The sequence below is a fragment of the Bacteroides sp. GM023 genome (assembly GCF_014750685.1).
Taxonomy (GTDB): Bacteria; Bacteroidota; Bacteroidia; order Bacteroidales; family Bacteroidaceae; genus Bacteroides.
In genome coordinates, this window is the sequence record NZ_JAAXGE010000009.1 from 415,346 (window position 1) to 436,932 (window position 21,587).

Consider the following 21,587-nt stretch of genomic DNA (forward strand, 5'->3'; position numbering starts at 1 on the left):
GAAGTATGTACTTTTTTGTCATCAGGTTCGTATGATTTGCTCACCTTGTTTTTTTAGAGATACACTATCTTTGTACTGCTTAAATGAACAAAATACCATGAATCGAATGAAACATTTGCTTTGTGTTCTTCTAGTAGCAGCTTTGGGAAGCTTTTCTTTCAAAGCCAACGCTTACACCGAACGCAACATGCTGCAAAAAGCGGCAGACGAAACTACGTTGAAAAACGTGCTAGTAATGAAACAAGCCTGGGTGCCTTACCCTGCTTACACAGACCGCGCCGCCTGGGACTCACTGATGGGCCCCAACAAACAACGCCTCATCGAAGCCGGCGAAAAACTTCTCAACTACAAATGGCAACTGATTCCTGCCACCGCTTATTTGGAATACGAACGCAGCGGTAACCGGAAAGTGATGGAAGTCCCTTATGACGCCAACCGCCAGGCACTCAACGCGCTGATGCTTGCCGAATTGGCCGAAGGCAAAGGACGCTTTATCGACCAACTGCTGAACGGAGCTTATATGAGCTGCGAAATGAATTCATGGGTTTTATCCGCACACTTGCCCCGTCAGAGCAGTAAACGTTCACTTCCCGATTTCCGTGAACAGATTATCGACCTTGGTTCAGGCGGCTACGGAGCTTTGATGGCTTGGGTACACTATTTCTTCCGCAAACCATTCGATAAAATAAATCCCGTCGTATCCCTGCAAATGCGCAAAGCAATCAAAGAACGCATTCTCGACCCTTATATGAACGACGATGATATGTGGTGGATGGCCTTCAACTGGCAGCCGGGAGAAATTATCAACAACTGGAATCCCTGGTGCAACTCCAATGCCCTGCAATGTTTCTTCCTGATGGAAAACAACAAGGATAAGTTGGCTAAAGCCGTTTATCGCTCCATGAAATCCGTAGATAAGTTCATCAATTTCGTGAAATCCGACGGTGCTTGCGAAGAAGGAACATCCTACTGGGGACATGCTGCCGGCAAACTCTATGATTATCTTCAAATCCTGTCTGACGGTACAGGTGGTAAAATATCCTTGTTCAACGAACCGATGATTCGCCGGATGGGAGAATATATGTCCCGTTCTTATGTTGGCAATGGCTGGGTAGTGAACTTTGCCGATGCTTCAGCACAGGGTGGGGGTGATCCTCAGTTGATTTACCGTTTCGGAAAAGCTGTAAACAGCGATGAAATGATGCATTTTGCCGCTTACTTGCTGAATGGCAGAAAGCCATACGCTTCTATGGGCAATGATGCTTTCCGCTCACTCCAATCCCTGCTTTGCTGCAATGACCTGGCGAAAGCAACCCCGAAACATGATATGCCGGACGTGACCTGGTATCCCGAAACGGAATTTTGCTATATGAAAAATAAGAATGGCTTGTTTGTTGCCGCCAAAGGCGGATTTAATAACGAAAGCCATAATCACAACGATGTAGGAACTTTCTCTTTATATGTGAATACCATTCCTGTATTTATCGACGCAGGGGTAGGCACTTATACCAAGCAGACTTTCGGTAAAGACCGCTATACCATATGGACGATGCAGAGCAATTATCATAACTTGCCGATGATAAACGGCGTACCGCAGAAATTCGGTCAGCAATACAAAGCTACGAATACCGTCTGCAACGAGAAGAAACGTACTTTCTCTACGGACATTGCCACTGCTTACCCTGCGGAAGCAAAGGTAAAGAACTGGAATCGCTCCTACACGTTGGATGACCGTAAGTTGACTATCGCAGACAACTATACACTGAACGAAGCAGTAGCCCCCAACCAACTGAATTTCCTGACTTGGGGAAATGTAACTTTCCCCTCACCGGGCAAAGTACGTGTCGAGGTGAAAGGACAGAAAGTCGAATTGGACTATCCCTCTCAATTCAAAGCCGAACTGGAAACCATCAAATTGGACGACCCGCGTCTTTCTAATGTATGGGGCAAGGAGATTTATCGCATCACACTGAAGACAGATGAAATGAAAGCGACTGGAAATTATAAATTTGTCATTCAACAAGTAAAGTAAAATAAGAAGTTAGAAAAAAATAAAGGTATAAACATTTAAATCACAGTAAGATGAAAAAAGTATTATTTGCCGGCCTTTTGGCTATTGCAGGAGTGACTGTAAGCGCTCAGAATCTGATTAAAAACGAGAAGTTCGCCACAGAAGTAACGAACAAGGTGACCAATGCCAACAAGGCTACTGCCGGCGAATGGTTTATCATGAATAACGAAGCCGACGGAGCAACTGCCATCGTCTGGGAACAAACCGGTGACACAAAGTATCCTAATGCTATGAAAATAGACAACTCGGGTGCTGCAAAGAACATCTCCTGGTACAAAGCATTCCTGGGACAGCGTATTACAGACGGATTGGATAAAGGTATCTACGTCCTGACTTTCTATGCAAAAGCAAAAGAAGCAGGTACTCCGGTAAGTGTTTACATCAAGCAGACTAACGAAGAAAAGAATGATAACGGTAAGTATAACACTACCTTCTTCATGCGCAGGGACTACGATGCCGATGCACAGCCGAACGCGTCAGGCGCGCAATACAACTTCAAGATTAAAGATGCTGATAAGTGGACTAAAGTAGTGGTTTACTACGATATGGGACAAGTAGTGAATGCTATCAGCAGCAAGAAAGCCAATGCCGACCTGGAAGTGTCTGATACGGACGATGACGCTGCTATCCTGAAAGATTGCTATGTTGCCATCCTTTCACTGAATAAAGGCGGTGTTGTAGAAATCAGTGATGTGACATTGAAAAAGAAATAAAAGAAAAGGGGTTTAAAATAATAAGTTAATAAAAAATATAGGGCGATCAAGTAGTGATACTTTGTCGCCCTATCTCTTTTCTATCTTCTCTTTTAGTTAATCCCAAGCTTCTTTTTCAGCTCTTTCGGGAGAGAGTCTTTGTGTACCATGACGCTGATTGTTTTGGCACGTACATAGCTTTCGGACATATTCTGATAACCGCCGAATTTATTCCCTTCCGCTCCCCAGGAATTCTTGGTAATATAATATTTGGTTCCGTTCTGGTCTTTTGCGATACCGGTGATATGCATCAGGTGGTCGTCGGTTGTCACAAACTTCTCATAACCTTCCTGGCGGATTTCCGGTGTCACGTCGATTTCAGGATAAGGATGCTCGAACTTGAATACTTCTTCCATACGCTGATACTTCGGCATTGCTTCGAAACGGGCACGGTCGGTAGTAGAGTAGTCTTTTACATCTTCCACCTGCGGGTTGATGGCAATTCCGTTCTTATAAGAGAAACCCTGTTCGCTGACGTCACCGTCCCAACAGATGGTATATCCGCTGTTTAGCGCGTGGTCGATAGCGCCAATCAACTCGTCCAAAGGAAGATTATACATTGGCTGGTTTTCCCAGTTGTCGGGAACTTCGGGTGAGAACGTTTCGTAATAAGGTTTATGCGTGAAGCTGGTCAACTCGATGTAGTTATTCATATCCAGTCCCAGGCTTTCTGTGAAAGATTGGGGAGTATATTCCTTTCCTTTATAAGTAAATTTTTCGGGAAGCTTGCCCAGATACGTGTCAAACAGATTATTGATAAGGGCATCATATTCAGGCGTGCGCTTCTTGGAAGCGATATTGGCATCCACCAAAGCTTTGAAATAGCGTGTCAGTGCTCCGTGATTATGGTCTTTGCTATCATTGAGCAAACCGGAATATGCTTCTTCGGGAACGATACCTACTTGCTTATAGGCATTTGTGAATGTATGCGCCAGGCTACCTTCTCCGATATTTCCCTTTCCGCGACGGAGATAGTTATCTTCCATCTGATTCATATACTTCTGACGGACGATGTACATTTCCGAGAGATCATATTCTCCTTTACCCATGCGGAGCAGTTCGGACTCCATGAAAGAAGCGGTGGCAAAGCACCAGCAAGTTCCTGTGGAACCCTGATCCTTGACGGGAGTTGCTTTGTGGGATACAACGGTTGTGAATTCATAACCGGGTGTTTGTGCAAAAGAGGTTGCAGCTATGAGAAGCAACGCAACCGACATTAATAATTTCTTCATGATATATGTGTTTTATTATCTTTGAAGTACAAAAGTAAAAATAAAAAGTGAAGAATCTCCTCTTTTACTTATGAAAAGAGCAGATTCCTCACTTTTTACCGTTCGCTGATTGTTCCTTTATTTTCCGATGAATTTCTCCGGTCGTCCCGGTGAAAGCAGTTCCCATAAAGAGGCGACTACCCAGCCCGGTGCGAATATATGATTGTAATACCCTTTTCCATTTTTACCGTAATCCCAGTTGGTATGCTGAACCACTTCCGGGTAGTATCCTTTCTTGGCGATGCCGCATTGATGTCCTTCGTAAGGTAGCAGTTGGCGCATGGAAGAACTGATTACTGCCGCAAAGTCGGCGAAGCGCGGTTCATTATACTCTTTGGAGAGCCAATGAAGTACGTCGGCAAAGTCGAAGACAAAGACGTCGATGTGATTATTTTCTACCGACACATTGCCCCAGCCACGCGTTTTCAGGCCGATGTCACCTAACATTTGTCCCTGGGCAAACGGAACATCCCAGGTGTAGTACCATGACAGAGCGAAGTAAGTAGCTTTTTTTGCCAGTCCGGCATAGTGTGCACGTTCCGCTCCTTTGGTAGCCAGTGCCAGGTAGTAGGCGGCAGTGGAAGCGTAGAGTGAAGCCTCTTTGTCTTCACAGTTGGCATCAAGGGTAGACGAGAAGTAGTCTGCTTTCGAGATTAATTCCTTTTCCAAATAATCTACCGAGTGTCTGGCTGCGTCGAGATAACGTTTATCCTTGAAATATTTGTATCCCATTACTAAAGGCAATGTTGCCGACGGGGTACTCCCGCCGCTCTTGTCTACAATAGACAGGTCGTCCATGAACTTACGCGGGAAACTACCGTCTTCATTTTGCAGGCGCAGGAAGGTGTCGAGCATTCCTTTGATACGTTTTTCCCATTCGGGATGCTTGCGCCCCTTGTTCTTTTCGTAGTTCAGGTAGTAGAGCGTGGAATACACACCTTCCGACTGGCGACGGATGCTGTGCACAGGTTCTACAAAATTGCGTTTGTAGTGTACCACTTCGTTGAAGAATCCTGCCGGCGAGAAACCGTTTTGCAGGTAGGAGTCAAAGATAGCGTTGGCATTTGCCACCAAATCCATACGTTGCTTGTCTTCGCCATATTCCAGTGCATTAAAAGCATTCAGCAGATTGCGTCCTACGAAACCGACTTCGGCTACATCTACATTGTCGCACGTTTCCGTATGAAGTTCTACGCCTGAATAGTAGCGGGTAGGGGTATCGCCTATGAAACTTTCTACGAAGAAGTTACTCATTACTTCTTTCATGATTTCGTTGGTATAGGGCGTCTCCACCTTTGTAGGTTTGTAGAGGTCGTAGCTATATTCCCATGCTTGCTTCACGCAGTCGGAGAAGTCGGCAGGAGTAGCTTCGTTGATTTCCCAGGTTAGTGTCATGCTTTTTCCCTTGCCTAAAAACTGATAGGCTTCTACGGAAGGGGCTAACGTCAGTTTGCGGATGTAAGTCTTCGGCGCTTCTTTATAAGGATAGCCGAAGGATAACGTAGCTACGCCATTGCAGTTTTCAAATCCGGTATACCCCAAAGAGGTAGTACCCGATAAGATTACTTCACCCTCTTTGTGCGTGGTCAGCGCGTCGCTCTTGAACTTGTCAATGCGGGCTACTGAAAGCGACTTGCCGTTCTTCTCATCAAAGATGGTTGTCATAGGCGTGCTCAAGCGGTCTTCACGTACCACCCAACTGTCCGAAGTATGGAAAGAAGGCGCTTCTTTGGGGGAACGGAGATTACGGCGATACCAAAAGCCCGGCATATAGAACAAGCAATCGTCATGGCGTGCTCCGCTCTTCACTAATTCGCCATAGTTGAAGTAGATGTCTTCGGTGGCTGTGATGAAAAGGGTAATCCGCTTGTTGGTTTCCCCGCCTTCTACTTTTTGGTAGAGAAGGACAGGAAGGCTCTCCGCACCCGTCAATTGGTAGTCGAACTGTTCTTGCTGGAGTTTGCGGAACTCCAGCGGATAATGTATTGCAGCGTTTCCCGGGATTTTCAGTCCGATAGAGGCGGATACATTGGCAGGAGTGTACTCGATGGCATTGGCGGTCGATATTCCTGCCAGTAACGCTATTCCGCTGATTATTTTTATAAGGTTCATATGATTCTTTTTTAATGGTTATTCCTGATAAGGCTCTATTACTTCTTCTTTTTTGACGCTTATGTCGTAGATACCGCTTTCGTTCTTTTCGAAATGCAGGGGGATAATACGTGTCTTACGTGGAGAAACGTTTGTTTTTGATGCATGCACGTGGTACACATAGTAATAGTTGCCTGCTTTATCCATAAAGATGTCACCGTGTCCCGAACCATTCTCGCCTACGATATTGCGATGAATGATAGGGTTGTTTTCACTCTTCGTCCACGGGCCGGTGGGAGAAGTGGAAGTGGCATAGCCGACGGCATAGTCAATGCTCCGGAAATCATTGGCAGAGTAGAAGAAGTAGTACACACCTTCCAACTTAATGATGGTAGGGCCTTCCATTACGGGATTGGAGATGTAAGAAGCGGTTGCTTCCCATTCTTCAGTACTTTCCATACACTTCTTTAGTGTGCCGGGGATGATTTCACCTTTGGCTATATCAAATTCTGCTACCCAAAGAAAATTACCATTGTCGAAACGTACGTGATACAGGTAATATCTGCCGTCATCATCGCGGAATAAGAATGGGTCGATATTCTTTTGGCTTCTGTCTATCGGCTTTATATCCGTTTGGCGGAAAGGTCCCATCCAAGTGTCGGCAGATGCCATTACAGTCTGCTCATTAGCGGTATAAATAAAGTAGTAGCGGTCTTGTCCCTTGAACCATTGGGGAGCCCAGAAGCCTTCCGTGCCATAGGTCTGGTCACCTTTCTTCAGGACAAATTCATTGTCCTCTACGGTGTGCCAGCTTTTCAGGTCGGATGATTCCAGCATGACGAAGCCTTGCTGTTGCTGGTTGCCTGTTCCTGTCAGATAATACTTGTCGCCCTCTCTGATGATGGTAGGGTCTGCCAGGAAGATTTCGTCTCTGTATTGCGATGCTCCGTTATAAATGCCTTCGGAGTCTTGTGCGCATCCGGTAGTAACGAATGTCATTATTCCGATAAAAAATTGTAGTACTTTCATATCTGTTTTCTCCTAAATTTATAAAGTTAGTTGGCAGCCGATTGCCAGTTGAATTGTGGTTTTTCTCCCGAGAAGTCCCAAATCTCCATGCTCCATCCCAAAGTATTTTGGGTAACGTTTATCAAGTCAGTAGCTATCAGACCGTGGTATCTGAGCGAGGAACCGTTTGTGGTGTTGAAACTTGCCGAAGGTTGAATGTCATTGCCTGCCAGCGGATTGCCGTTTACTATCACGTCCACTGCCTTGGCATAGCAGTCCTCACCTTTGTTGCCATTCGTGCCGTTGCCACGGGGCATCCAGCCGCAGATACGTCCTGAAGCAATATCCATGGTAGAAGAAATATAGTCATTCCAGGCTACACAATTGACTATATAGTTTGTATTGTTGCTGTCTCCATCTCCGAGCTGGCATTGTCCGGCAATACCGCCTGCACTGGCATGACCTTTCACTGTGGCTGTAGAGTAACAGTTGCGTATATTGCTGCCGACATATAAACGTGCTGCGATACCTGCCGCAGGGCCAGTAAACTCTCCGTTCGGTGATAATGTAGATATATTTCCCACGCTGTAACAGTCGGAAACGAGAGCACCGTGAACACTCCCCACTATACCACCTGCACTGTAAAGGGAGTAAACAGAACCTTCATAACAACTCTTTTCGATGGTAGCTTCTACCAACTGACCTACCAGCCCGCCTACGCACCATTCGCCTGTGACATCGACTTTGGCGGAGCATTCGCTGATTTTACCTGTACGCATATCTCCTACAATGGCACCTACTGAGCCTGTACCCCAATGGTCACGTCCGTTTTCCACTTGGTTGACTGTGCCGTTAATTACACGTGTGTTACTGATTTCTGTATCCGAAATCACATTAGGGATATGGCCTGCAACGACACCGGTAGGAGTTTGGTATCCACTGATTTCAACTTCTTTGAAAGTTACGTTCTTGCAACTGCCGATTAACTGTCCGAAGAAACTCGGGTATGCTCCCTGAGTACATTTCAGGTTACTAATCGTGTGGTTGTCTCCGTCGAAGTTGATGCGGTATTTTCCTTCCACGTTGAGCGGCGTCCATTCTTCGTTATTCATATCAATGTCTTCCATCATCTTGAAGCAGATGGTGACATCGGGTTTCAGCAGGCTGCCCATACTCTTCAGGTCTTCGAGCGTGCGGAGACGGTATGGGTTGCGGAGCGTGCCGCCTTCGCCCGTATTCAGTATCAGGATGATATTTTCTTGCGTTGCGGGTACATCTATTCTTTGGCTCGAAGAAGTGAGTTTCAAGCCCAGTGCATAATTGACAGCAGGTTCCAACTGTTCGATGTTGGTGAAAAGGATGTTTACCGATTGAGACTGTTCGTCTTCGGCAAATTCCAGTTCGGTGCTGCTAATGCGGTATATATTGCTTGCCAGTGGCAGATATTCGCTGCCAAGCTCTTCCGCACTCATCACAGAGAGCGAAGCGGTCGTCTCAACAAAGGGATGGCTCTTTTCTATATTGAAAGAAAAAGAGGGGCGGGTCTTGTTCAGGTCCACTTGCTTCTTGCCGAATTGTGACAAGGTAAGTGTTATGTCCAGTGGTTCAACCAGGCTTTCGCCCGGTTTCACGATGGAATCATCCTCTACACAGGCAGTTGTCACGAAGCACGCCAATAACAGAGGTAGTAGGAATAACTTTTTCATGATAATTCTTTTAAAAGGTAAATTATTGTTTTACTCATAATTTCAATTCAAACGTTTCAGGTTCCTGGCTGCTTATTTCCAACCTTCGTTTTGCTGCATATTAGGATTCATCTGCATCTCACGGGCAGGAATAGGCAGTGTCCAGTAGTTGTTTCCTCCCCAACTGTAAGAGTAAGTCGGGCTTCCCCAAACCTGGCGCATACCGTTCGTGCGACCTTCCTTGTCGGTGTAGAACTTCAGTTCTTTCCAGGTACCCCAACGTATTTCGTCGAAGTAGATAAGGTCTTCGCCTACCAGTTCCCAATGACGCTCGTTCATGATGCGGCGGTGCATATCTTCTTTGTCCTTGACAGTAGTATATTGGTTGGAATTCAGGGCAGCTACTCCGGCGCGGTTGCGCACCTCGTTCACCTTGCTGACTGCTCCGGGAATATCGTCCAGTTCATTCAAGGCTTCCGCCCAGTTCAGCAGTACGTCCGCATAACGGATGAACGGGATGTCTATCTCAGAATAATAGGTCATGATTTCCGTGCCTTCACCTACAAACTTACGGTTCAGATAGTACATCTTGGCATTGGTATCCGTTTCGATGTCCTGTGTACCCCTGCCTCTCGAACGGTAAGGGAAACGCATGGTGTAAGGCAACGGTTCGCCTTCAATACCGCCTGTGAATGTAGAATAAGGAGTGATGACGGAAAATGCGAGACGCGGGTCACGGTTGGCATAGGCAGCCTTGATGCGGTCTTCATTACCGGAGTTCTTATACTGGCTCATGTCGGCACCAGCCGCTTCTGCGTTGGCACGCTCTGTTGCGTTGATTTCGTTGCGCAGGAAGTAAACCAAGCGTGCATCCGTGCTCATGGCATTATAGCCGGGGATGATGTCGTCCCAGTTGAATGGACTTCCATCTTTGTTCTCGTATGAATCTACGAATTGCGGATTTATTACGTAGTTGTTCCATCCTATACCTTTTCCTTCGTTGTCGGGTGGCAGACAGCGGTTTCCGTAACCACGGTTCTTGATACCGCCGAAGCCTTCTTCGCTGATACACTGCAAAGAGAATATCATTTCGTCGCAATGCTCGTTGGCTGCCTTGAATAGCTGCTTGTAGGCATCGTTCCCGTTCGTGTAGAGCTTGTAGCCGCATTTGCTTACTTCTTCGAAGTCTTTGGCGGCTTTTCCCCACTCTTTCTTCCACATATAGACTTTACCTCTCAAGGCATAGGTGGCTCCTTTGGTGATATGACCGTAGTCTTCGCTGTCGGCACCGTACTTGTTCGGCAGGTTGACATCTTCGATACATGAAGTCAGGTCCTGAATCAGGTAGTCCCATATTTCATCTTGGGTGGAACGTGCTTTCTTGGCACCGTCGATGCTCTTTACCGGTTCGGTATAATAAGGTACTCCGCCGTAAAGAATGTTGAGACGGTAGTACCACCAGGAGCGCAGGAACTTACATTCGGATACATAACGTGACTTTTTAGCCTGGCTGATACCTTCTACACCGGGAAGATTGGTTATCACATCGTTGGCACGCAAGATGCCGGAGTAATAATTCTTCCACCAACGTTCGCTACCGAAGTCACTGGTAGGGGTGTTGTTGGCGTGCAGGAAGTGATAACCTGCCGTCCAGTTGGCATCAATATCCATGATACTCGACCACATGTCGAACCATCCTTTGTTCGGGTCTGCCGTATAATCTTCGAATAAGCGGTTGTAGACACCGGCAATGGTCTGTTCTGCCATACTGGCGCTGTTCCACACATTTCCTTCGGACGGAGCGTTCGCCGGAGCGAGGTCCAAGTCTACGCATGCCGTAAGCGTACCGCCCATTACGAGTGCAGCCGAAGCTGCCGCCATTATATTTTTTATGATACTCTTTTTCATCTGATTCTTCTTTTAGAATGTAACATTAATGCCGAAAGCGTATTGACGCATTGGAGCATATCCCACACCAGTCATCATTTCAGGGTCCATGCCTTTGAACTTCGTGATAGTCAGCAGATTCTCACCGGAAGCATAGACGCGGACATTCTGCATATAGGCTTTCTTAACCCATGTTTTCGGGAAGGTGTATCCGATTGTCAGATTCTTCAGTTTCAGGTAGTTGCCGTTGTGCAGACGCCAGGCGCTGGCTGCACTTACCTGTCCCGCCTGGTCGGTAGTCAGACGAGGGGTGCTCGACGTGAGATTCGTGCGGGGATCATCCGGATTTTCCGGGTCATAGTAGTAGTGGTCATAAGCTACATCCCTGCCGATGCCGTATCCGTAGGTAACAATCGAGCTATTTTGTGCTTTCTCGTACCAGTTGATTTTGAATCCGGCAGCACCGCTCCAGTTCATGGAGAGGTCGAAACCTTTCCATGCTGCGTTCATTTGGAGTCCGAAGTAGTATTTCGGTGTTCTGGAATATCCCTGGAAGGCACGGTCGTCATCGTCGCCATATACGCCGTCACCGTCGAGGTCGTCATAGATAATGTCGCCATACCATATTTTGTCTTTACCTACTCCCTGTTTGGGATAGAACTGATAACCGGCGGTCATCATGGCTTTCAGCCACTTCATGTTTTCTTCGGTGCGAATCATACCATCGGTAGGTCCACCGGCCGGATTGACCGAACCATCGGGGTTGAAGGCGTTGCCCGAGCCTTTGTAAAGGTTCAACACGTAGTATTCGTTCATCATGTGGCCTTCTACGATGCGTTCGTCGCCACCGGTAGAAACTTCGCCGAGGTTGGTTTGGTAAGTCCATTTGCCATTGGCGTCTTGCTGCCATTCGCGTATCAGTTTGCCTTTATATTTGCTGACTTCGTTCTTGTTGAAGGAGAAGTTAGCGGATATGCCGTAAGAGAAATCTTTGATGCGGTCTTGCCAGCCCAATGTTACTTCAAAACCTTTGTTGGTGACTTCGGCAATGTTCTGTCGGGGAGAACCGAAGTAACTCAATGTCGGTGAAAGGGTGGGATTGTAGAGGATACCGTCCGTCACCTTGTTATAATAGTCGATTGTACCTGTCAGACGGTTGTCCAGCACGCTGAAGTCGAGTCCGAAGTCGGTTACTGTAGTCGTTTCCCACTCCAATGCATAGTTGGAGAAAGAAGACATGCCCAGGCCGGATACTTTCTTGTTGCCGAAAACGTATTGGGTGGCGGCATAGACGGCTTGCCATTCGTAGTTGCCTATGGAGTTATTACCCAACTGTCCCCATGAAGCGCGGAACTTCAGATTGTCGAACCAACCGAGGTTCTTGATAAAACGTTCTTCGGAAAGGCGCCATCCGGCAGAGAACGAGGGAAATACACCCCAACGACTTTCGGGAGCAAAGCGGGAAGAACCGTCGTAACGTATATTGGCTTCGAGCAGATAGCGTGAATCGTAGGCGTAGGCGGCACGACCGAATACGGAACGTGAAGAGAATTCCGTAGTGGAGCCTTTGATATATCTCGGGTCGGTCAGGGCATCGAAATCAGTCAGGCTCGTATCCACCATCCCTTTCTTATCTATATCGACAGTGGAACGCCATTTGCGATATTCTTCATAACCTGCCATAGCGTTCACGTCATGTTTCTTGCCGAACACTTGGGAGTAGTTGAGAATAGTGGAGCTTTTCCAACTTTGGTCGCCGTCATACCACATGGCTACGTGATACTCTTGCAGGGCATCGGAAGTCGGAGGAGCATTCTTTACTTCACCCGCCTGGAAACTGAACTGTTCGCGATAATCGGAACTGTTCCACTTATGTTCGTTTCTGAAGTGGTCGTAATAGAAGTTGTAGCTCGCGGAGAAGTGTTTCAGGAAGTCTACCTTTACGTATGGGTTAACGTAGAACTTCGTTTGCTTGTAATAACCTTCTGCGTTATTGATAAAGTAGACAGGATTACTTGCCGAAGGGTCTTCTTCTGTTGCTTCGGGCACACCGTATTTACCGTTGTAGCGGGGATAGATGCCCGGTATACTTTTCTGCATCTGCAAGCCGTTCAGGTTATCCACGTCATTACGTTCCTGGTCGGTGTGGTAACCCCAGGCACGCATACCTACGGTAAGGAAACTGGTGACACGTGATTCGATGTCGCTACGCAGGTAGTATTTCTTCATTCCGGCGTTTTCTACCAGTCCCGGGTTGCTCAGGTAGGTCGCGCTCAGGCTGTATGTCGTACGTTTCTCAGAACCGGAAACGGTTATGGAGTGCTCTTGCATCAGCTTCGGATTGTACACTTCGTCATACCAGTCGGTATTAGGATAGGCTACATAGTTGGGATAACCGGATTCGGACAGCCCGTTGGGATTCTTGTCTGCTTCTCTCCATTTCTTGATGGTGCTTCCGTTGAAAATTTGGGTTTGTCCCGAATTGATGGAAGCTTCGTTCATCAACTCCATGTAGTTGGCGTAGTTGGCAACCATATGGATAAGATTGGCAGGGGTATTATAAGAGAACTTACCCGAGTAGGTGACATTGATTTTTCCGTCGTTTCCGCGTTTGGTTGTTACCAAAATAACACCGTTCGCACCCCGGTTACCGTAGATGGCGCATGAAGCGGCGTCTTTCAGAACGGAAATGGTGGCAATATCATTCGGATTGATTTCATTGAGCGGCATTTCCATGCCGTCTACCAATACTAACGGACTGGAGTTGTTCAGCGTTCCGTTACCGCGTATCAGGATGCTGGCTCCTTCGGAGTTCGGTTTGCTGCTGGTCTGCATTACGCTCAGACCGGCTGCCATACCCGACAAAGCCGAAGAAACGGTTGTTACGGGGCGTGACAGCGTCTTGTCACTGAAGTCCACTGTGGCAACGGAACCGGTGAGGTTTACCTTTTTCTGTGAACCGTATCCCACGACTACTACTTCGTCCAGTATTTCACTGTCGCTCTGCATGGTGATGTTCAGAACTTGCTGACCTTTGATGACGATGTTCTCTTTTTTATAACCTATATAAGAGATTTCAAGTGTTTCGCCGTCGTTTACTGTCAACGAGAAGTTGCCGTTAGCATCGGTGATGGTTCCTCCCTGTGTACCTTTTACCAGGATACTTACTCCGATAAGAGCTTCTCCGGTGGCGGCATCTGTAACTGTTCCTTTGAGTGAGCGTTTCGCCTGCTGTGTCATCAGAAGGGTATTACCGGCATTACTCAAGCCGGCATCAGCCATGATGGGGGCAATGCCCAAACCGGAACATAGGATTAAACTAATAAAAGATTTTGTTCTACCTTTCATAAGATTTAAAGTTAATAATTCAACATTATTGGCTTTGACAAATTTGTTTTTAGCACCACAAAGCTATGTGAAATAGACGTTGCAGGCTAGAACAATAAATGCAAAATATAGAACAATACGCTCAAAAATCCACTTTAGAGAGTATCTGAAGCCGGATGGAAGGATTGTTCTATTTTGTGAGCCTTTTGTTATAGGACGGATTATATGGTGGTGAAATCTTTGGGCAATACTCCGAATTGCTTTTGGAAACATTTCGTAAAATAGGAAGGCGTGTTGAAGCCTACCATGTAACACACTTCGTTGATTTTACAATTTTCCTCTTTCAATAGTCGGGCGGCTTTTTTCAGACGCTCTATGCGGAGATAGTCGTTGGGGGTTACGTTGAGAAGTCCCTTGATTTTACGGTTCAGACTGGAACGTCCCATAAATAACTGGTCTGCCATATCTATCAGGCTGAACTCGGGGTTCTGCATATTGGCTTGGACGAGAGCATTCAGTTTCTTCAGAAATTCTTCGTCCGCTTTGCTGATGGCTATATTATTGGTAGGAACGAAGGGGGCGTGCATAAAGGTGGCTTGCAGTTGCTCCCGGTTCTTGAGCAGACTGGAGATACTTACTTTCAGATATTCCATAGAGAACGGTTTCTCCACATAGGCATCCGCACCGGCTTGCAGGCCGTCTATCTTGGACTGCAAAGTAGTCTTGGCGGTGAGCAGGATAATGGGGATATGGCTGTAATCCAATTCAGTCTTTACCGTATTGCATAGCTCCAAACCATCCATTTCGGGCATCATCACGTCGGATACAATCAGGTTGACGATGGATTCCTGCAATATTTTCAATGCTTCCACGCCATTGTTGGCAGTCAGTACCTTGTAAGATTCGGAAAGCTGTTTGACGAGGAACTTATTCATTTCCATATTATCTTCCACTACCAGCAAGGTGTAGCGGAATTGGGGAGAAGTAGTGAGATTGGGTGATTTGTCGGAAGTGGTGGTTTCTTCTTTTTCTGTCTCTGCTTTCTCCGGTTCGGCTGTCATTAGTTGGAGTGTCTGCTCTTGGCGTAACGGCAATGTCAGGATGAAACGGTTGCAGTCCAATGCATCGTCCATCGTAAGTTCTCCGCCATGCAGTTCTGCGAGCGAACGTGCCAAAGCCAGTCCGATACCCGTTCCCGGCACTTGGTATGAGCTGTTTCCTTTGTACTGTATAAAGGGTTTGAATATTTCCTCACGCATCGTAGCCGGAACGATTTCACCGTCGTTTGTGACGGAGAGTTGCAGGGTGTCGTCCTTCTCTGCCGGCTTCATTTCGACGTGAATACGGCTCTTGCCATATTTGATGGCATTAGTGAAAAGATTACTGACTATCTTTGTGAATCCTTCCTTGTCAACGGCCGCATATAGATTCTCAGCAATGTCGATAGTAAACTCGAAATTCTTGTCACGCGCCAGGGAGATGAAGCGTTTATAAGTTTTTTGGAGGATTTCGGAAAGATTGTAGTTCATAAAATTAAGGTGGAAACCTTTGGTTTCGGTCTTTCGGAAATCGAGCAGTTGGTTCACCAGGTCGAGCAGGCGGTTGGTGTTCAAGTCCATTATTTCCAGGTCTTCTTTGATGGCATCGTTCACGTGGTCGGAAACCAGGACGTGTTCCAACGGACTTTTGATGAGCGTTAGCGGTGTACGTATCTCGTGAGCTACGTTGGTGAAGAAGTTTATTTTTGAGGTATAGAGTTCGCGTTCCTTTTCATACTTCAATATTTCCATGGCTTGCTGGTGCTTGCGGTGGTTACGCTTGCGGAAGTAGCGGATTATGAAAGTGACAGTTGCTGTCAGCAGCAGGAAATAAATGATATATGCAGCCCATGACAGATAGAAAGGCGGGTTCACTTGTATTTTCAGCAATCGTTCCTGTGGATTCCAGACACCGTCACTGTTGGCGCCGCGCACGCGCAGTGTATAGCTGCCGTAGGGCAGATTGGAGTAACTGATACTGGTATTGATGTCGTTGGTAGAGTACCACTCTTTGTCGAATCCTTCGAGTTTATAGAGGATTGTGTTCGACATGGGCGCCTGATAGTTCAGTACTGCCGCACGCAGGGAAAAAGTATTTTGGTCGGCATTCAGTTCGATGGCTTCCGAGGTAGTGATGCTTTCTGACAGGGGCGAGTTTTCCTCGCCTATCGGCAACCGTTTGTTGAACTGCCGGAAGTCGGTTAGTACCAACGGAGAAATTTGCTTGCTCACGGTAAATGTGGTAGGATTGAAAGAGACAAATCCATTGACACTGCCCAAATAGAGCGTTCCCCTCTTGTCTTTGTATCCCGACTGGTAATTGAATTGGTTGCTTAATAAGCCGTTCGCGGTAGTGTATAGATGCTTCGTGTCCGTTTCGGGATGGAAAGATACCAGTCCTTTGTTGGTGGTGAGCCATAACAGTCCGTTATCGTCTTCCAGCATTTTATATACGGTGTTTCCGGGGAAGCCTTGTGACATGTCGTAGCGCACGAAATCATCCGTTTCGGGGCGTAAGCGGCAAAATCCCGCTCCTTGTGTCATGAACCAAAGTTGCTTGTGGCTGTCCTCGAATATACTTATTACCTTATTATAAGGTAGAGAGTTTATATTACCGGACTTTTGAGTGTATTGTTTCCATTGGTTTTTCGATGGGGTGTAGCAGAATACGCCGTCAGAGTAGGTTGCCAGCCAAAGTTTACCGTAGCTGTCTTCCAATATGTCATATACGAAGATATTGTTCATTTCGGGGATACGCGTGAAGTCGTCTGTTTTTCGATTATAGCGCATCAGGCCGGAAGTCGTTCCTATCCACAAGTTGTTGGTGCTGCTTTTGCAGATGGAAAATATGTTATCGGCATTCAGTGTATTGGCTGCTTCACCTTTACTGTAATGCCGCAATTCCCGGTTGTGAAGGTCGATGCGGTTCAGTCCGCCGGCAAAAGTACCTACCCACAGGTAGTTATCATCTATGCATAATCCGTGAATGTTGTGGTACAAGGCAGGATGATGGAAAGGGGTAATCGTTCCGTCCGTAGGGCTGAAATGAAATAATCCCTTATCTTCCGTGCCGAACCAAATCGTATCGTCATTACTTCCGCAGAATTCGCGTATGCGATGTCCCAAATACCGCATACCATCTCGTGGATAATACTTCTCGAAATAGGTATATTGATAAGGATAATAGTTGAGGCCGCCGAAGTAAGAACCTATCCACATACCATCTTCACGGTCTTTGAAGATGGTATAGATGGCATTATCGGCCAATGCGTAACGGTCTTCGGACTCCGAGGTGGTGAGATGGATGTATTTATTCGTTTCCAGATTGTAGATGTAGACACCTTGTTCCGTACCTATCCACAATTCCGTATCCGAACGCAGGCAGATGCTGCGTACATAGTCGGTTAATAAACGGCGTACTTTGCGGGTAGTCAGGTTAATTTCCGCCAGGCCGTTGGACGAACCTATATAAATACAGTTGCGCAACCCCTTGACGTAGGTAGTGATAATATCTCCTTTGAAGGGTTCACCGCCTTCTGCATCCCGGAAGACAGTAAATTGGTTCGTATCTTCCGAGCGATACAGGTTGTCTTCGTAGCAACTAGCCCACAACTCGTTGTCTTCGAACCAAAAGCGGGTGATGTTGTGTGCCCTTTTACCTATTTTGGAAGAACACTCTTTCAGGCTGTTTTCTTTTTTATTGTAATGAAAGAGCCCCTGGGAGTCGGATGAAATCCAAATATCTTTTTGCGGGTCGGAGTCTATCCACGTTATGGTACGGCTGATAGTCCCGCCGATGCCTTCGATGGAGATGTCGAATGGAGTGAACTTTTCTAATTGGGGATTATAGATATAGACACCTGCGTCTGTCCCTACCCAAATATTTCCTTCCGCATCCTCATGTAGGGCTGTGATGAAGTTGTTGCCCAGTGAAGAGTTCTCCTTTTGGAAGGTACGGAATACAATGCCGTCATACTGGTTGAGCCCGTCTTTCGTGCCAAACCACATGAAGCCTTGCCGGTCTTGCAGAATGGCGTTCACCGAATTGTGTGAAAGTCCATCTTTAATGTCCAGCGTACGGAAATAATAATAAGGAGTTCTAGCTGCACTCTCCATCAAGAAGACTGGAAGAAGCAGACTGATGATGGCGCATAAAATGCTTTTTGTTTTCATAGCAGACAGGATTGCAATATCTATTCAGCTACAAAAGTATAAAAAAAGCGAGGATACTCGAAAGTTCCTCGCCCAAATTCATATAATTAGTGTGTTTATTTACATGGTAACCTGCTGTGACAGCAGTTTTTGAAGTTGACCGTTCAAGGTTTGACACATAGTACCATTTCCCATTGCTTGATAGCGTTTAATACGGTACTGTAACATCATAATTTTTTCATTTGCATTCTTTTTCATAATTTGTTTCCTCTTTTTTTGCCCTCCACGTTTTGAAGAGCGGTTTTACATCTTGTTTTCTTTATTAACACTGCAAAGGTACAAAATGTTTTTGAATTATATGCTGTAAAACATAAAAATCTTCTTTTAATTCTGATTTTTCTTTTTAAGAGAGGTTCGAACACGGTAGATGTTACAAACCTATTACATACATTTACAGCTACTTGTGCCGTCTTTCAGAAAAAAACTTGTAATTTTGTGAATGTGTACTTTGGTATGCATATTTATTTGACTATCGTTTATTTAATTAACACATAAATATGAAAACACTCGTCCGTCTTTTACTTGTCCCGTTTTTCTCTGTACTATTATTTTCATGCAGTGAATCCCATTTTCTGAAAGAAGAAGCTTATCGTAACCAGGTACTTCAAGATTTTGAGCAAAAACAACAGGCTCTTCCCGATGGAAATCTGTTTGCCATCCTTTCGGGGGATAGTTTGAGTCTCTCCGAACGCGAAGCGCTGATGTTTCTGTATGCATATATGCCGATAGGGGATATAGCAGATTATCCCGGCGACTACTACCTGAGAAATATTCGCCTTTCCGAGCAAGCCCGTCGTGAAATGCCTTGGGGAAAGACTATTACCGATGAGTTATTCCGGCATTTTGTACTGCCTGTCCGTGTGAATAATGAGAATCTGGATGAATCCCGGGAAGTGTTTTATAGAGAACTGAAGGAACGGGTGAAAGGTCTTTCGATGAAGGATGCGATTTTAGAGGTAAATCACTGGTGTCATGAGAAAGTGGTATATCGTCCGAGTGATGCTCGTACCAGTTCGCCGCTGGCTTCGGTGAAAACGGCTTATGGACGTTGCGGGGAAGAGTCTACTTTTACTGTTGCCGCCTTACGTTCAGTCGGGATTCCTGCCCGTCAGGTATATACTCCCCGTTGGGCGCATACGGATGATAATCATGCCTGGGTAGAAGCCTGGGCAGATGGCAAGTGGTATTTCTTTGGTGCTTGTGAACCCGAACCGGTGCTGAACCTCGGTTGGTTCAATGCGCCCGCAAGTCGTGGAATGTTGATGCATACAAAAGTATTCGGTCGTTATAACGGGCCGGAGGAGATTATGCTTGAGACTCCGAATTATACTGAGATTAATGTGATAGATAATTATGCGCCTACGGGAAAGGCGGTAGTCATGGTGACTGATGCTGACGGTCAGCCTGTCACCGATGCGAAGGTAGATTTCAAAGTTTATAATTACGCCGAGTTTTATACGGTTGCCACTAAATATACCGGTGCGGACGGTCAGGCTTCGTTGACAGCCGGAAAAGGAGATATGTTGGTATGGGTTTCCAAAGATGGTAAATTCGGTTATGGTAAACTGTCTTTTGGCAAAGATGATAAGCTGGTTCTTGCTTTGGATAAGAAAGAGGGGGAAGCCTATGCATTCGATTTGGACATTGTTCCACCCGCGGAAGGAGCGAACCTGCCCGAAGTAACTCCGGAACAACGCAAGGAAAATGATTTCCGGCTGGCTAAGGAAGATTCCATTCGCAATGCTTATGTGGCAACTATGATGACTGAAGAACGTGCGAAAGATGCACTTGCCAAATTTAACCTCAGCAATGAAGATAAGGAGAAAATGATAAAGATGCTGGTTGCTTCCCGGGGAAACTATAAAACGTTGCTTGTTTTTATGGAACTGGCTGCTGTGGATAAGAAAGAAGGGTTCGCTTTGGCATTGCTACAACAACTTTCTGCCAAAGACTGGCGGGATGTACAACTGATTGACTTGATGGATTATTTAATTGAAACTCCTGATTATCAAAAGTTGGGAGCACAGGCCAGTGCGGAACTGGTCAATCCGCGTGTAGAAAATGAAATGTTGACTGCTTACCGGTGCTTTTTCATGAGCGCCTTTTCACAAAAAGAGGTGGAATCTTTTGTGGAAGAACCGTCCAGTTTGGTTGAATGGTGTAAGAAAGAGATTAAGATTAACAATGAACTGAATTCCCAACGTATCCCTATTTCTCCGGTAGGAGTATGGCAAGCTCGTGTTGCCGATGAAAAGTCGCGTGATATTTTCTTTGTGGCAATGGCTCGTACTTTCGGCATACCTGCCCAAATAGATAAGGTGACGGGAAAAGTACAGTATGTGAATAAAGAAGGACATACTATAGATGTGGATTTTGCGGAAAGTACTCCGGTACAGGCTGCTACCGGACTGCTGCGTGCCACTTACAAGCCAATTCGTTCGTTACCCGACCCGAAGTATTATTCCCATTTTACTCTTTCCAAATTCAAGGACGGTGTATTCCAGTTGTTGAACTATGACGAAGGGGATGCCGATATGGGCGCAGGTACTACATGGTCAAATCTGTTGAAGAATGGCACTCCACTGGATGCCGGTTATTATATGCTGGTCACCGGAACGCGTATGGCAAGCGGTGCGGTGCTCTCCAAAGTAACCTTCTTTACCATAGAACCGGACAAGACGACAACCATTGATTTGGTAATGAGGGAAAGTGACGAACAGGTACAGGTGATTGGAAATTTCAACTCGGAATCACTGTATATTCCTGTATCGGGTGACAACTCATCTGCAACGCAGAGCCTTCTTCAAACTTGTGGAAGAGGTTATTTTGTGGTGGGTGTGCTGGGAGTAGGGCAGGAGCCTACTAATCATGCATTGCGGGATATAGCCGCTTTAGGCGGTGAGTTCGAGAAATGGGGTCGGAAAATGGTCTTCCTTTTCCCGTCTGAAGAACAATATAAGAAGTTCCATCCTACAGAGTTTCAGGGGTTGCCGTCTACCATTACTTATGGCATAGATATGAATAATAGTATTCAGCAGCAAATTGCTAAATCCATGAATCTCTCCAATCAGAATATTCTGCCCATGTTCATCATTGCCGATACATTCAACCGTGTAGTCTTTGTTTCTCAAGGATATACCATCGGCCTGGGCGAGCAACTGATGAAAACCATTCACGGATTGTAGAAAGAACAGATAAAGAAGGAACAGAAAGTAGTAATGCAGTGTGACAGGATGCAATAATCG

The 21,587-nt window shown here is 46.1% G+C and carries 11 protein-coding genes; 3 read left to right on the forward strand and 8 right to left on the reverse strand.

What is annotated here, in order from left to right:
- Positions 1-97: 97 nt before the first annotated feature.
- The gene (locus tag HC965_RS19780) at positions 98-2,032 is read left to right on the forward strand and encodes a heparinase II/III family protein (protein WP_191033071.1); all 1,935 of its coding nucleotides are present in this window, start codon (positions 98-100) and stop codon (positions 2,030-2,032) included.
- A 50-nt stretch (positions 2,033-2,082) separates the two neighbouring features.
- Positions 2,083-2,784: a DUF4627 domain-containing protein gene (locus tag HC965_RS19785; protein WP_191033072.1), complete on the forward strand. Its 702-nt coding sequence runs from the start codon at positions 2,083-2,085 to the stop codon at positions 2,782-2,784.
- Between the two features lie 92 nt (positions 2,785-2,876).
- On the opposite strand, the gene HC965_RS19790 is transcribed toward HC965_RS19785, so the two are convergent.
- The 8 genes from HC965_RS19790 to HC965_RS19825 form a co-directional block, all read right to left on the reverse strand.
- The gene (locus HC965_RS19790) at positions 2,877-4,055 is read right to left on the reverse strand and encodes a C1 family peptidase (RefSeq protein ID WP_191033073.1); all 1,179 of its coding nucleotides are present in this window, start codon (positions 4,053-4,055) and stop codon (positions 2,877-2,879) included.
- A 117-nt stretch (positions 4,056-4,172) separates the two neighbouring features.
- Positions 4,173-6,206: a hypothetical protein gene (locus tag HC965_RS19795; protein WP_191033074.1), complete on the reverse strand. Its 2,034-nt coding sequence runs from the start codon at positions 6,204-6,206 to the stop codon at positions 4,173-4,175.
- An 18-nt stretch (positions 6,207-6,224) separates the two neighbouring features.
- The gene (locus HC965_RS19800; RefSeq protein WP_191033075.1) at positions 6,225-7,214 is read right to left on the reverse strand and encodes a glycoside hydrolase family 43 protein; all 990 of its coding nucleotides are present in this window, start codon (positions 7,212-7,214) and stop codon (positions 6,225-6,227) included.
- Positions 7,215-7,240: 26 nt separating this feature from the next.
- A complete protein-coding gene (locus HC965_RS19805; RefSeq protein WP_191033076.1) occupies positions 7,241-8,899 on the reverse strand; it encodes a DUF1735 domain-containing protein in 1,659 nt (552 codons plus the stop codon).
- 72 nt (positions 8,900-8,971) lie between these two features.
- Complete coding sequence (locus HC965_RS19810; RefSeq protein ID WP_191033077.1) at positions 8,972-10,786, reverse strand: RagB/SusD family nutrient uptake outer membrane protein; 1,815 nt, start codon at positions 10,784-10,786, stop codon at positions 8,972-8,974.
- Positions 10,787-10,798: 12 nt separating this feature from the next.
- Positions 10,799-14,113 (reverse strand): TonB-dependent receptor, encoded by a 3,315-nt coding sequence (locus HC965_RS19815; RefSeq protein WP_191033078.1) that lies wholly within the window; start codon positions 14,111-14,113, stop codon positions 10,799-10,801.
- 200 nt (positions 14,114-14,313) lie between these two features.
- Positions 14,314-18,303, reverse strand: coding sequence for a hybrid sensor histidine kinase/response regulator transcription factor (locus HC965_RS19820; protein ID WP_191033079.1), 3,990 nt, complete (start codon positions 18,301-18,303; stop codon positions 14,314-14,316).
- Between the two features lie 99 nt (positions 18,304-18,402).
- Positions 18,403-18,540, reverse strand: a complete 138-nt coding sequence (locus tag HC965_RS19825) for a hypothetical protein (RefSeq protein WP_191033080.1) — start codon at positions 18,538-18,540, stop codon at positions 18,403-18,405.
- A gap of 299 nt (positions 18,541-18,839) precedes the next feature.
- Here HC965_RS19825 and HC965_RS19830 point away from each other — a divergent pair, with 299 nt between their 5' ends.
- A complete protein-coding gene (locus HC965_RS19830; RefSeq protein ID WP_191033081.1) occupies positions 18,840-21,527 on the forward strand; it encodes a transglutaminase domain-containing protein in 2,688 nt (895 codons plus the stop codon).
- Positions 21,528-21,587: the final 60 nt, after the last annotated feature.